At 72.1% G+C, this 11,849-nt stretch carries 13 protein-coding genes and 1 pseudogene; 2 read left to right on the top strand and 12 right to left on the bottom strand.

All coding sequences use genetic code 11. From position 1 onward, the window contains the following. Positions 1-68 precede the first annotated feature (68 nt). Both ABLM29_RS11230 and ybaK read left to right on the top strand, forming a co-directional pair. Positions 69-734: an LON peptidase substrate-binding domain-containing protein gene (locus tag ABLM29_RS11230; RefSeq protein WP_349714194.1), complete on the top strand. Its 666-nt coding sequence runs from the start codon at positions 69-71 to the stop codon at positions 732-734. 10 nt (positions 735-744) lie between these two features. Then, positions 745-1,236 (top strand): Cys-tRNA(Pro) deacylase, encoded by a 492-nt coding sequence (ybaK, locus tag ABLM29_RS11225; protein WP_349714193.1) that lies wholly within the window; start codon positions 745-747, stop codon positions 1,234-1,236. On the opposite strand, the gene ABLM29_RS11220 is transcribed toward ybaK, so the two are convergent. From ABLM29_RS11220 to ABLM29_RS11165, 12 genes and pseudogenes are all read right to left on the bottom strand, one after another. Beyond that, entirely contained in the window at positions 1,199-1,834 is a 636-nt protein-coding gene (locus tag ABLM29_RS11220; RefSeq protein ID WP_349714192.1) for a hypothetical protein, read from the bottom strand. The two genes, ybaK and ABLM29_RS11220, sit on opposite strands and share 38 nt — an antisense overlap. A gap of 14 nt (positions 1,835-1,848) precedes the next feature. After that, the gene (gene dnaE, locus ABLM29_RS11215) at positions 1,849-5,421 is read right to left on the bottom strand and encodes a DNA polymerase III subunit alpha (RefSeq protein ID WP_349714191.1); all 3,573 of its coding nucleotides are present in this window, start codon (positions 5,419-5,421) and stop codon (positions 1,849-1,851) included. Positions 5,422-5,570: 149 nt separating this feature from the next. Continuing rightward, positions 5,571-6,059 carry a GNAT family N-acetyltransferase gene (locus tag ABLM29_RS11210; RefSeq protein WP_349714190.1) on the bottom strand — a complete coding sequence of 163 codons (489 nt, stop codon included), beginning with the start codon at positions 6,057-6,059 and terminating at the stop codon, positions 5,571-5,573. Beyond that, positions 6,046-6,975, bottom strand: a complete 930-nt coding sequence (locus ABLM29_RS11205) for an RluA family pseudouridine synthase (protein WP_349714189.1) — start codon at positions 6,973-6,975, stop codon at positions 6,046-6,048. The genes ABLM29_RS11210 and ABLM29_RS11205 overlap by 14 nt, the downstream gene beginning before the upstream one ends. Further along, positions 6,972-7,595, bottom strand: coding sequence for a signal peptidase II (gene lspA, locus ABLM29_RS11200; protein ID WP_349714188.1), 624 nt, complete (start codon positions 7,593-7,595; stop codon positions 6,972-6,974). The genes ABLM29_RS11205 and lspA overlap by 4 nt, the downstream gene beginning before the upstream one ends. After that, positions 7,568-8,317 carry a TraR/DksA family transcriptional regulator gene (locus tag ABLM29_RS11195; RefSeq protein WP_349714187.1) on the bottom strand — a complete coding sequence of 250 codons (750 nt, stop codon included), beginning with the start codon at positions 8,315-8,317 and terminating at the stop codon, positions 7,568-7,570. The genes lspA and ABLM29_RS11195 overlap by 28 nt, the downstream gene beginning before the upstream one ends. Before the next feature lie 146 nt (positions 8,318-8,463). Continuing rightward, positions 8,464-9,213, bottom strand: a complete 750-nt coding sequence (locus ABLM29_RS11190) for a DivIVA domain-containing protein (RefSeq protein ID WP_349714186.1) — start codon at positions 9,211-9,213, stop codon at positions 8,464-8,466. A gap of 162 nt (positions 9,214-9,375) precedes the next feature. Beyond that, entirely contained in the window at positions 9,376-9,669 is a 294-nt protein-coding gene (locus tag ABLM29_RS11185) for a YggT family protein (RefSeq protein WP_349714185.1), read from the bottom strand. Between the two features lie 63 nt (positions 9,670-9,732). Continuing rightward, positions 9,733-10,212, bottom strand: a complete 480-nt coding sequence (locus ABLM29_RS11180) for a cell division protein SepF (protein WP_349714184.1) — start codon at positions 10,210-10,212, stop codon at positions 9,733-9,735. A gap of 52 nt (positions 10,213-10,264) precedes the next feature. Next, the gene (locus tag ABLM29_RS11175; protein ID WP_349714183.1) at positions 10,265-10,972 is read right to left on the bottom strand and encodes a YggS family pyridoxal phosphate-dependent enzyme; all 708 of its coding nucleotides are present in this window, start codon (positions 10,970-10,972) and stop codon (positions 10,265-10,267) included. Beyond that, the gene (locus ABLM29_RS11170; RefSeq protein ID WP_349714182.1) at positions 10,969-11,661 is read right to left on the bottom strand and encodes a purine nucleoside phosphorylase YfiH/LACC1 family protein; all 693 of its coding nucleotides are present in this window, start codon (positions 11,659-11,661) and stop codon (positions 10,969-10,971) included. Before ABLM29_RS11170 ends, ABLM29_RS11175 begins: the two co-directional genes overlap by 4 nt. A gap of 3 nt (positions 11,662-11,664) precedes the next feature. Next, positions 11,665-11,849 (bottom strand): annotated as a pseudogene (locus tag ABLM29_RS11165) (hypothetical protein); the annotation flags it as partial.

Below are 11,849 nucleotides of genomic sequence, written 5' to 3'. Positions count from 1 at the left end.
ACCCCGACACGGTTTCAGCCGGTGGCGGCCTCACCGCCGGCGTGCGGCGCGCTGGTTAGGGTCGGGGCGTGACCGACGAGCTCCCGATGTTCCCGCTGAACGCGGTGCTGTTCCCGGGGGTCAGCCTGCCGTTGCACGTGTTCGAGGACCGCTACCGGGCGCTGGTCGAGCACCTGATGGAGGTCGAGGACCCCGCCGAGCGGCTCTTCGGCTCGGTCGCGATCCGCGAGGGCTACGAGGTCGGCGACCACGGCGCGCAGTCGCTGTTCCGGGTCGGCGTGCGCCTCCAGCTGACCGAGGTGGAGGCCAATCCCGACGGCACGTACGACGTCGTCGCGGTCGGCCGGGACCGGATCCAGCTGGACGGACTGCGCGCCGGGGACGCGTTCCCCGTCGGGGAGGTCAGCGTCCTCCCCGAGCCGCCCGTCGAGGTCCCGGCGGAGATCGACGCGCGGGCCCGTGCCACGTTCACCGCCTACCGGGCCATGGTGAGCCAGATCGCGGAGGACCCGCTCACCGGGGACCTGCCGCGCGACCCCGCCTTCCTGGCCTGGACGCTGGCGGCCGTGGCCCCGCTGCCGATGGCCGAGCGGCAGGAGCTGCTGGAGGCGAACGACGCCGGGGAGCGGCTGGCGCTGGTCACCGACCTGCTGCGCACCGAGCTGGAGGCGATGAACGTGATCGCGTCGCTGCCGGCGACCGAGGTCGCCCGCACCCGCTGGTCCCCCAACTGAGAGGCCCCCGATGGCGAAGAAGAAGGCCCCGGGCGGCACCCCGGCCACCAACGCGCTGACCAGCGCCGGCACGGCCTTCACCCTGCACTCCTACGACCACGACCCGCGCTCGGCGTCGTACGGCGAGGAGGCGGCCGCGGCGCTGGGCATCCCGGTGGAGCGGGTCTTCAAGACGCTGCTGGCCGACGTGGACGGCACGCTCACCGTGGCGGTGGTCCCGGTCTCGGGGCAGCTGGACCTCAAGGCGCTGGCGAAGGCGGTCGGGGGCCGGAGGGCCGCGATGGCGGACCCGCAGGCCGCGGAACGGGCCACCGGCTACGTGGTCGGCGGGATCTCCCCACTCGGCCAGAGGCGGCGGCACCGGACCGTGGTGGACGCGAGCGCCCTGGAGCACCCGACGGTGAACGTCTCCGCCGGGCGGCGGGGCCTCGAGGTCGAACTGGCTCCGGCGGACCTGGTCGCGCTCACGGGCGCGGTGACGGCTCCGATCGGCCGGGCCTGACCCGCAGCCGGTCGGCCTCGGCCGGCTCGACCGACTCGGCCGGCTCGACCGCGCTCGCGGTCTCGGCCGCGCGGTCCGAGGACATGATCGTCACCATGACCAGCAGGAAGCCGAAGAACGCGCCCACCGGCCAGGCGAGGTAGGGCGTCCACCCGGAGACCTGCAGGTTCGCCGGGAGAAGGTCCCCCGCCTCGGCGCCGCCCAGCAGCGTGGTCGGGTCGGGCGGGCTGGCCGCGATCCCGACCCGGTAGGTCAGCAGCAGCCCGACCAGCGCGGCCACCGCGACGATGCCCAGCCCGACCAGCGGCCGGTTCCGGGTCACGACGCCGCCGACGACGCCCAGCAGCACGCCGGCCACGAACCCGATGACCACGAACTGCGCGGTGCCGGCGAAGGCGTGCGCGAAGCCGGGGTCGGCCGGGTCGGGGTACCAGGCGAGGCCGTCGGACGTCGCGTAGACCTGGCCCGGCGTGGCCGGGGACCACCAGGCCCACCACAGCCGGCCACCGAGCGCGCCGAGCGCGCCGGCGAGTGCGAGCAGGCCGACGGCGGCAGCCGCGACCGCGAGCGGCGGCCGGCGCGTCGGGCGGGTCTCCATGGGGTGGTGCTCCCTCAGGTCAGGCACCCCGGACCGAGGAGCTGTTTCAGGTCGGCGAAGAGCGCGGAGCTCGGCGTGACCCGGAGGCGGTCGTCCAGCTTCATCAGCTTGACCGAGTCACGCGTGAGCAACCGTAGCCGCACCTCGGTGAGGCCCGGGTGGGTGGCCAGCACCTCCCGGAGCTGCGCGACGACCGGCGCCGTGCACCGGGTGGACGGAAGGCTGATCACCACCGGGCCGTCGCTGGCGACGTCCAGGTCGGGGACCGTGACCTCCTGACCGCGCAGCTGCGCGGTCTCCCGGTCCTTGTCGAGCTGGCCGCGCACGCGGATGATCGCGTCCTCGGTCAGGTACGGCGAGGCGAGCCGGTAGGAGCTCGGGAACAGCAGCACCTCGACGGCGCCCTCGAGGTCCTCCAGCGTCACGGTCGCCCACGGGTCGCCGTTCTTGGTGATCTTGCGCTGCACCGACGTGACCAGGCCGGAGACGGTGACGGTGGAGCCGTGCGGCCGGTCCTCGTCGGTGACGAGCTGGCCGATGGTGCAGTCGGTGCCGGTCGAGAGCACGTGCTCGAGGCCGAACAGCGGGTGGTCGGAGACGTAGAGGCCGAGCATGTCGCGCTCGTGGCCGAGCAGCGTCATCTTGTCCCACTCGTCCAGCTCCGGGATCGCCACGGTGACACCGAAGCCGCCTCCCCCGTCGCCGCCGTCGTCGTCCATCAGGCCGGCGAAGAGCGAGTCCTGGCCGATCGCCTCGTTGCGCTTGATGTCGACGTACTGGTCGACCGCCATCTCGTGGATGGCGACCAGCGCGCGCCGGCGGTGCTTCATGTCGTCGAAGGCACCGGCCTTGATCAGCGAGTCGATCACCCGCTTGTTGCAGACCTGCGCCGGCACCTTCGAGAGGAACTCGTTGAAGTCGCCGTAGCGCCCCTTCTCCTCGCGCGCCGCGACGATGCCGGCCACCACGTTGCCGCCGACGTTGCGGATCGCGGTGAGGCCGAAGCGGATGTCGTTGCCGACGGCCGTGAAGTTCGAGACCGACTCGTTGACGTCCGGCGGGAGCACCTGGATCTTCATCCGGCGGCACTCGTTGAGGTAGATCGCCATCTTGTCCTTGTCGTCCTTGACGGACGTCAGGAGGGCGGCCATGTACTCGGTCGGGTAGTTCGCCTTGAGGTACGCCGTCCAGTACGTGATGACGCCGTAGGCGGCCGAGTGCGACTTGTTGAACGCGTAGTCGGAGAACGGGAGCAGGATCTCCCACAGGGTGCTGATCGCCGCCTGGGGGTAGCCGCGCTCCAGCATGCCGGCCTGGAAGCCGGCGTACTGCTTGTCCAGCTCCTCCTTCTTCTTCTTGCCCATCGCTCGCCGCAGGTTGTCCGCGGCGCCCAGGGTGAAGCCGGCCAGGACCTGGGCGATCGCCATCACCTGCTCCTGGTAGACGATCAGGCCGTAGGTCTCACCGAGGACAGGCTCGAGGGCCTCCTCCAGGGCGGGGTGGATCGGCTCGATCGGCTCCCGGCCGTTCTTGCGGCGCGCGTACTTGTTGTGCGAGTCCGCGCCCATCGGCCCGGGGCGGTAGAGCGCGGAGACGGCGGTGATGTCGGCGAACTTGTCCGGCTGCAGCGAGCGCAGCAGCGCGCGCATGCCGCCGCCATCGAGCTGGAACACGCCCAGGGTGTCGCCCCGGCCCATCAGCTCGTACGTCGACCGGTCGTCGAACGGGAGCTCCTCGAGCACCACGTCCTCGTCGCGGTTGGCCTTGATGTTGACCAGCGCGTCCTCGAGGATGCGCAGGTTGGACAGGCCCAGGAAGTCCATCTTGACCAGGCCGAGCGACTCGCACATCGGGTAGTCGAACTGCGTGATGACGGCCCCGTCCGCGGGGCGGCTCATGATCGGCACGACGTCGATCAGCGGCTCGCTGGACATGATCACGCCGGCGGCGTGCACGCCCCAGTTGCGGATCTGGCCCTCGAGGCCGAGCGCGGTCTCGTAGATGGTGCGCACGTCGGGGTCGGAGTCGTGCAGGGCGCGGAACTCGCCGCCCTCGCCGTACCGCTTGTGCTCGCTGTTGAAGAGCTCCTTGAGCGGGACGCCCTTGCCCATCACGTCGGCGGGCAGCGCCTTGGTGATCTTGTCGCCGATGGCGAAGCCGTGGTCGAGCACGCGTGCGGCGTCCTTGATCGCCGCCTTGGCCTTGAGCCGGCCGAAGGTCGCGATCTGGCAGACGCGCTCGGCGCCGTACTTCTGGGTGACGTACTGGATGACCTCGCCGCGGCGGGCGTCGTCGAAGTCGATGTCGAAGTCGGGCATCGAGGGGCGCTCGGGGTTGAGGAACCGCTCGAAGAAGAGCCCGTGCTCGAGCGGGCAGAGGTCGGTGATGCTCAGCGCGTACGCCGCGATGGAGCCCGCACCGGAGCCTCGGCCCGGGCCGACCCGGATGCCGTTGCGCTTGGACCACTGGATGAAGTCGGCGACCACCAGGTAGTAGCCGCAGTAGCCCTTCTGCGAGATGACCGCGAGCTCCATCTCGACGCGGTCCCTGACGGCCTGGTCGAGCCGGTCGCCGGGGTAGCGCGCCTCGATGCCGCGCCACACCTCCTTGCGGAACCAGGACTCCTCGGTCTCGTCGGCCGGCACGTCGGCGCGCGCCATGTAGCCGCCGGTGGACTCGGTGAAGGAGATCTCGCAGCGCTCGGCGATGGCGAGGGTGTTGTCGCAGGCCTCGGGCATCCCCCACTGGCCCGCCCACAGCTCGCGCATCTCGGCCGCGGACTTGATGTAGTAGCCGCCGCCGTCGAACTTGAGCCGGTTGGTGTCCGAGAGCCGCTTGCCGGAGGCGACGCAGATCAGGGCGTCGTGGGCGGCGGCGTCCTCGGGGTTGTTGTAGTGCGAGTCGTTGGTCGCCAGCGGCGGGATGCCGAGCTGCTTGCCCAGCCGGAGCAGGTCGTCGCGGACCCGCTTCTCGACCGAGATGCCGTGGTCCATCAGCTCCAGGAAGACGCTGTCGGCGCCGTAGATGTCCTGGAGCTCGCCGGCCTCCTGGAGGGCCTCGGAGTACTGCCCGAGGCGGAGCCGGGTCTGGATGGCGCCGCTGGGGCAGCCGGTGGAGACGATGATGCCCTCGCTGTGCTCGGCGAGGATCTCCTTGTCCATCCGGGGCTTGAAGTAGTAGCCCTCGAGGCTGGACCGGGAGGTGAGCCGGAACAGGTTGTGCATGCCGGTGTTGTTCTCGGCCCACATGGTCATGTGGGTGTAGGCGCCACCGCCGGCGACGTCGTCGCCGCCCTCCTCGGCGGCGTCGCCCCTGCCCCAGCGGACCCGGCGGCGCTCGCCGCGCTGGGTGCCCGGGGTGATGTAGGCCTCGATGCCGATGATCGGCTTGACGCCATACTTCTTCGCCTTGCTGTAGAAGTCGTAGGCGCCGTGCATGTTGCCGTGGTCGGTCATCGCGATCGACCCCATGCCGAGGTCGGCGGTGCGCTGGAAGAGCCCGTCCAGGAGCGAGGCGCCGTCGAGCATCGAGTACTCGGTGTGCACGTGGAGGTGGGCGAAGTCCCCGCCCGATCCGGCTGCTGCCATCGGTTGCTACTGACTCCTCGCGGCGATGGTGGACGGACGGGGCGAGCGCCCGAAGCCGGCTCTGGGCCTGGCACGTGCGTCGCCGGGGAAGGCCTTCAGCCTACGGGACGGGGCCGACGGAACGTGGCACCACCCGCCCGCTTCAGGGATCAGCCGCCGTGCTCGCGCGGGGCGGTCGCGGAGCCCGGCCAGTGGAGGTGGATGTCGGGCATCCCCTCCTCGTTGTCGGCGCCGTCCGTGCGCGCCAGCTCGACCAGCCCGTGCCGCGCGTAGAACGCGCGGGCGGGCCCGTTCGACTCGAAGACCCACAGCCCGAAGCCGCCCGGCCGCAACGCCTGGGCGAGCTCCAGGAGGGCCGTGCCGACGCCCTGTCCCTGCGCCCGGGGCGCGACGTAGAGGTGGTCCAGCCAGGTCGCCGTCAGGTGGACGAAGCCGACCACCCCGTCGTCGTCCTCGGCGACCCAGGTGCCGCCGGCGGACGGATCCAGCCGGGCGAAGAACGCCACCACGTCGTCGTACGGGTGGACCGGCGGCGGCATCGCCGGACCGGCGGCGCGCCGCGCCGACCAGAACACGTCGGCGACGGTCGCCAGGTCGGCGACGGTCGCCGGTCGGAGCGCGAGGTCAGTCGAGGTCACGGACGACGTCGAGCGCGTGCTGCAGGTCGGCCGGGTAGCTCGACTCGAACTCGACGTACTCGCCGCTGTCCGGGTGCTCGAAGCCCAGCCGGACGGCGTGCAGCCACTGCCGGGTCAGCCCCAGCCTCCGCGCCAGCACCGGGTCCGCGCCGTAGGTCAGGTCGCCGCAGCAGGGGTGCTTGAGGGCGGACATGTGGACCCGGATCTGGTGGGTCCGCCCGGTCTCGAGGTGGACCTCCAGCAGGCTGGCGAACCGGTGCGCCTCGAGGGTCTCGTAGTGGGTGACGCTGGGCCGCCCACCGTCGATCACCGCGAACTTGTAGTCCGCGCCCGGGTGCCGGCCCAGCGGGGCGTCGACGGTGCCGGAGAGCGGGTCGGGGTGGCCCTGGACCAGCGCGTGGTAGGTCTTGTCGACCGTGCGCTGCCGGAAGGCGTTCTTGAGCACCGAGTAGGCGTGCTCGGACTTGCAGACCACCATCACGCCCGAGGTGCCGACGTCGAGGCGCTGCACGATCCCCTCGCGCTCCTTGGCGCCGGACGTGGAGATCCGGAAGCCGGCGCCCGCGAGGTGACCGACCACGGTCGGCCCGCGCCAGCCCGGCGACGGGTGGACGGCGACGCCGACCGGCTTGTCGATCACCACGATCGAGTCGTCGTCGTAGATGATCCCGATCCCCTCGACGATCTCGGGGACCACCTCGAGCGGGCTCTCCTGCGGGATCTCGACCTCGAGCACCGCGCCGGCGAGCACCCGCTCGCTCTTGGCCACCGGGGAGCCGTCGAGGCGCACGCGGTCGCCCGCGATCAGGTCGGCCGCCTTGCTGCGCGAGACGCCGAAGAGCTGGGACATCGCCACGTCGACCCGCTCGCCGTCCAGGCTCTCCGGCACCGGCAGCGTGCGCAGGTCGACCGTCATGACGGGGAGTCCTCTCCGAGGTCGGCGTCGGCCGTCGTCCGGGAGCCGTCGAGGCCCACACCGCGGAAGACCTGGATCAGCACCAGGGCGGCGCCGACGTTGATGCAGATGTCGGCGACGTTGAAGATCGGCCAGTGCGGCAGCATCAGGAAGTCGACCACGTGGCCGTGGAACGCCTGGGGCTCGCGGAACAGCCGGTCGAAGAGGTTGCCGGTGATGCCGGCCAGCAGCAGGCCCAGGGAGACCGCCCAGAGCCGGTCGCGCAGCCGGAGGCTGAGCACGACGACCACCACCGAGGCGACGATCGCGAGCACGGTGATCGCGGCGGTCAGCTCGGTGCCCATGCTGAACGCGGCGCCGGGGTTGAACGTCAGCCGCAGCTGGAGCAGGTCGCCGATCAGCGGCTTGTCGGGCTGCCCGGTGAGGTGCTCGATCGCCAGGTGCTTGGTGTACTGGTCGGCAGCGAGCATCGCCGCGGCCACCAGGGCGAAGATCGGCCACACCGTGCGACGCCGTCGTCGCGTCACCGCCATGTCGTCCTCGGGCTGCTCGCTGGGGTCCGGACCTCGGTCCAGGTCGCCGTCGTCCCCGCCTACCGGCGTTCCTCGCGCTGCTTGCATGTCATGCACAGTGTGGCACGCGGGAATGCCATCAGCCGCATCTTGCCGACCGGGTTGCCGCACGACTCGCAGGCCCCGTAGGTGCCGTCGTCGAGCCGGCCCAGGGCCCGGTCGATCTGCGCGATCTTCTCGCGCTCGTGGTTGACCACGGTGAGCTCGTGGTCGCGCTCGAAGCTCGTCGCGCCGACGTCGGCCTGGTCGTGGCCGGCGCCGTCACCGGCGTCGCGGAGCAGGCCGCTGAGGTCGGCCTCCTGGTCCGCCAGCAGCTCCGCGCTGTGCTCGCGCTGCTCGTGCAGCTCCTCGATCACCTCGGCCAGCTCGTCGGCGGTCCACGGGTCCTCGCCCTCGCGGACGACGAGGTCCGACGTCGACAGGCGCGTCGCCGCCTTCTTGGCGGCGCTCTTCCGAGCCGCGGCGGTCCGCTTCGACGCGGTCTTCTTGGCGGGGGCCGACTTCTTCACCGCAGGTGCAGCCTTCTTCGCAGGTCCGGAGGTCTTCGCCGCGGGCGCGGCCTTCTTCGTCGCGGCCTTCTTGGCCGGGGCCTTCTTCGCCGGGGCCTTCCGGGCCGGCGTGGCCGCGGGGGCCGACGCGGCGGCCTCGCCGTTGGCGGCCGGGGCCACGGCGCCCGACTCCTCGGCCCCGGTCCTGGGGCGCTGCTTGATCACGCGTCGGGCGGCGGTCGCGGCCTGACCGGCCAGCGACTTCTTCGGTATCCGAGCCATGGGCGTCTCCTCCGGACTTCCGTCGGCCTCCCGACGGCGTGGCACGGAGGTTAGCCGTTGTGCGCAAGGTCACCAAGAACGAAACACCGGCCGGCCCCTACTCGGGCCGGCCGGTGTCGCGGTCGATCAGGCTGCGAGGGCCGTGATCAGCCCTCCTCGCCGAGGATGGAGCGCAGCCGCTTGGGGGCCGGCGACTCCTCGTTCGGGGCCATCGAGTCGCCCGGGGTCTTGAGCGACTCGAGCTGCTGGGAGAAGTAGCTCTTCAGGCGCGAGCGGTACTCGCGCTCGAACGAGCGCAGGTTCTCCACCTCGACGCTGAGCTTGTCGCGCTCCTTCTCCAGCTCGCCGAAGAGCTGGGTACGGCGCTCGGCGGTCTCGCTGTCGAGCATCTCGGCGCGGGTGCGGGCGTCGGACTCCAGGCGGTCGGCCTTGCCCTTCGCCTCGTTCTCGAGGCGCTCGGCCTTGGTCTTCGCCTCGCCGATGATCTTGTCGGCCTCGTTCTTGGCGTCCTCGACCAGCTCGTCCGCGTTGCGCGTGGCGATCTCCAGCAGGCGCGCGGCGGCGTTGGAGGCCTCGGGGACCGTCTCGACGCGGATCGTCTCGACACCGCCGGAGACGATCGGCGCGGCCGGCTCGGGGGTCGGCGCGGGCGCCTCGACGACGGGCGGCGGGGTGGGCTCGGGAACGGGCGCCAGGGTGGGCGCCTCGAACGCCGCCGGCGCGCCCGACTGGGCCGCCGCGAGCTTGGCGCGAAGGTCGTCGTTCTCCTGGGTCAGCCGGGCGAGCTCGGCCTCGACCTCGTCCAGGAACTGGTCGACCTCACCCATGTCGTAGCCCTCGCGGAGCCGGACGGGAGTAAAGCGCTTGTTGCTCACGTCCTCGGGCGTCAGCGGCATGACCTCACCTATCTGTTGAGAGCGTGGATGGTCTATCTCAGCGAACTTTAGCGCCTGGCGCAGTCGTACCGTGAGTCACCAGGCGACCCACGGCGCTGTCACGCCTGCACCCGGCGTGTCGTGCAGCCCCCTCAGGGGCTCGAAGAGGACCCCGGCGGGGCCTCAGGCGAGCAGTGCGGAGCGATTCACGGCGAGCAGCACGTAGGCCGCGATCATCACCAGGATGAAGCTGAGGTCAAGCGCGAAGTTGCCGATCCGGATCGGCTTGATCACTCGGCGCAGCGCCTTCACCGGCGGGTCGGTGACCGTGAACGCGCTCTCCAGCAGCACCAGGACGACGCCGCTGGGCTCCCACGACCGGGCGAAGGCCAGGACCCAGTCCGTGATGAACCTCACCCAGAGCAGCCCGATGAAGGCGAAGAGGATGCCCTCGATGATCCAGCCCACTGTCGTCACGCGGCCAACCTATCTCCGCGCGCCACAGTCACCGGCACCGCCCCACCCAACCCGAGCGTCCGATCAGCTCTGGTTGAAGAAGCCGCCGTCGGCGATCCGCTGCTTGTCCTCGGCGGCCACCGTCACGTTCGGCGGGGAGAGCAGGAACACCTTGTTGGTGACCCGCTCGATGCTGCCGCGCGTGGCGAAGATCAGGCCGGCGGCGAAGTCGACCAGACGCTTGGCGTCGGAGTCGTCCATCTCCGAGAGGTTCATGATCACCGGCGTGCCGTCGCGGTACTGCTCGCCGACCGTCCGCGCCTCGTTGTAGGTGCGCGGGTGGACCGTCGTGATCCGCGACAGCTCGGCCACCACCGACGTCGCCGGGGCGGGCGCGGCGGCGACGTTGCGCCGGCGCTCGCTGATGTCGGCGACGGAGGCCTCGCGCACCGGCCGGGCCGGGCGTGCCGGCTCCTGGGCGACGGTGTCGTCGTCGTACTCGTCGTAGCTGGTGTCCTCGAGCAGGCCGAGGTACTCACCGATCCTGCGCATCGCACCGCTCATGGGACTTGCCTCCGGTTCTGGGCCCGTGGGGCCGCTGATCGTGTTCGGGACATTACTGGACCGCGGGCCTCGAACCGAGGACCGCGGTGCCGACGCGCACGTGTGTCGCGCCGGCGGCCACGGCCGCCTCGAGGTCACCACTCATCCCGGCTGACAGGACGTCTGCCTCCGGGTGCTCGGCGAGGAACGAGGAACGGATCCCCGCCAGCCGGGCGAACGCGTCGCCCGGCTCCTCGCCGAGGGGTGCGACCGCCATCAGGCCGCGTAGCCGCAGGTGCTCGGCCTCGGCCACGCGCGCGGCCAGCGCGGGCAGGTCGTCCGGATCGGCGCCGGCCCGCTGGTCGCGGCCCGGCGGGTCGAGGCTGACCTGGAGCAGGACGTCGAGGGGCCGGCCACGCTGGTCGGCCCCCCGGTCCAGCGCCGTGACCAGCTTGGGCCGGTCGACCGACTCCACCACGTCCGCCCAGCGGGCGACCGCGGCGGCCTTGTTGCTCTGCAGGCCGCCGATGAAGTGCCACCGGAGCCCGGTGGCACCGGCCGCGTCGCACTCCTCGCGCTTGGCGGCCGCCTCCTGGTGCCGGTTCTCCCCCACCTCGGCCACCCCGAGCCGGGCGAGGGCCTGCACGTCGGAGGCCGGGAAGTACTTCGTGACGACGACCAGGGTGACCTCGTCCGGATCCCGGCCCGCGGCGCGCGCCGCGGCGGCGATCCGGGCGTGGACCCGGTCGAGGTTGGTGCGCAGCTGCGCCTCGCGGCTCACGTCCACCACACCAGCCCCGCCATCCTGCCGGCGCGGTCCGCGTCGCGGCGGTGGGAGTGGAAGCGGGGGTCCTCGAGGGAGCACCCGCCCACCACGGTGGTCGGCACGCCGGCCTCCTCGAGCTGGGCGAGCACCCCCGCGCCGAGGTCGAGCGACGGCGTGCCCCAGCGGGTCTCGGCGCGCGCCGCCGGCACCTCCGAGGCCACCTCGGCGCGCATCGCCTCCGGCACCTCGTAGCAGCCGCCGCACACGTGCGGACCCAGCCAGGCCCGTACGCCGTCCGCGCCGAGGTCCCGCATCCGCCGTACCGCCGCGGGGACGACGCCGAGCGCGGTGCCGACGCGGCCCGCGTGGACCGCGGCGACCACGCCGGCCTCGGCGTCGGCCAGCAGGATCGGCACGCAGTCGGCGACGCGGACCATCAGGCCGGTGCCGGGCCGGGTGGTCACCAGCGCGTCACCGGTGGGCAGCTCCCCACCCTCGCCGGTCGGGCCGTCGACCTCGTGCACGTCGGTGCCGTGCACCTGGCGCATCCGCGCGAACCGGACCCCGGTGGCCGCCTCCAGCGCCGCCGTGGCGGCGGCGCGGCCCGGGGAGCCCTCGGCGAGGTCGAGCGAGGCGTCCGTGAACGCCACCTCGACCCGGGGGTGGCCCGGGCCGAGGTCGTGGTGGTCACGGAAGGCGAACACGCGTCACTTCAGGAAGTCCGGGACGTCCAGGTCGTCGTCGTCGAACTGCATCGGCTCGCGCGTCGGCCGGATGCCGACCGGCTGGGGCGCCGGCGGCGCCGGCGGGGCCGGCGGCGCGACGGGATGCTGATGAGCGAGACCCCGCTCAACCCGACCCGCGAGGGCGAGGTCGTGGAGGAGCGCACCGT

This window comes from Nocardioides sp. YIM 152588 (assembly GCF_040191335.1).
Taxonomy (GTDB): domain Bacteria; phylum Actinomycetota; class Actinomycetes; order Propionibacteriales; family Nocardioidaceae; genus Nocardioides.
Note: the sequence above shows the minus strand (reverse complement) of the source record. Positions and strands in the feature narration are given on the sequence as shown.

Bases quoted from the DNA above. Each gene is read 5' to 3' on its own strand.
- ybaK (WP_349714193.1), top strand. From the start codon at position 745: ATGGCGAAGAAGAAGGCCCCGGGCGGCACCCCGGCCACCAACGCGCTG.
- ABLM29_RS11220 (WP_349714192.1), bottom strand. From the start codon at position 1,834: ATGGAGACCCGCCCGACGCGCCGGCCGCCGCTCGCGGTCGCGGCTGCC.
- dnaE (WP_349714191.1), bottom strand. From the start codon at position 5,421: ATGGCAGCAGCCGGATCGGGCGGGGACTTCGCCCACCTCCACGTGCAC.
- ABLM29_RS11205 (WP_349714189.1), bottom strand. From the start codon at position 6,975: ATGACGGTCGACCTGCGCACGCTGCCGGTGCCGGAGAGCCTGGACGGC.
- lspA (WP_349714188.1), bottom strand. From the start codon at position 7,595: ATGCAAGCAGCGCGAGGAACGCCGGTAGGCGGGGACGACGGCGACCTG.
- ABLM29_RS11195 (WP_349714187.1), bottom strand. From the start codon at position 8,317: ATGGCTCGGATACCGAAGAAGTCGCTGGCCGGTCAGGCCGCGACCGCC.
- ABLM29_RS11190 (WP_349714186.1), bottom strand. From the start codon at position 9,213: ATGCCGCTGACGCCCGAGGACGTGAGCAACAAGCGCTTTACTCCCGTC.
- ABLM29_RS11180 (WP_349714184.1), bottom strand. From the start codon at position 10,212: ATGAGCGGTGCGATGCGCAGGATCGGTGAGTACCTCGGCCTGCTCGAG.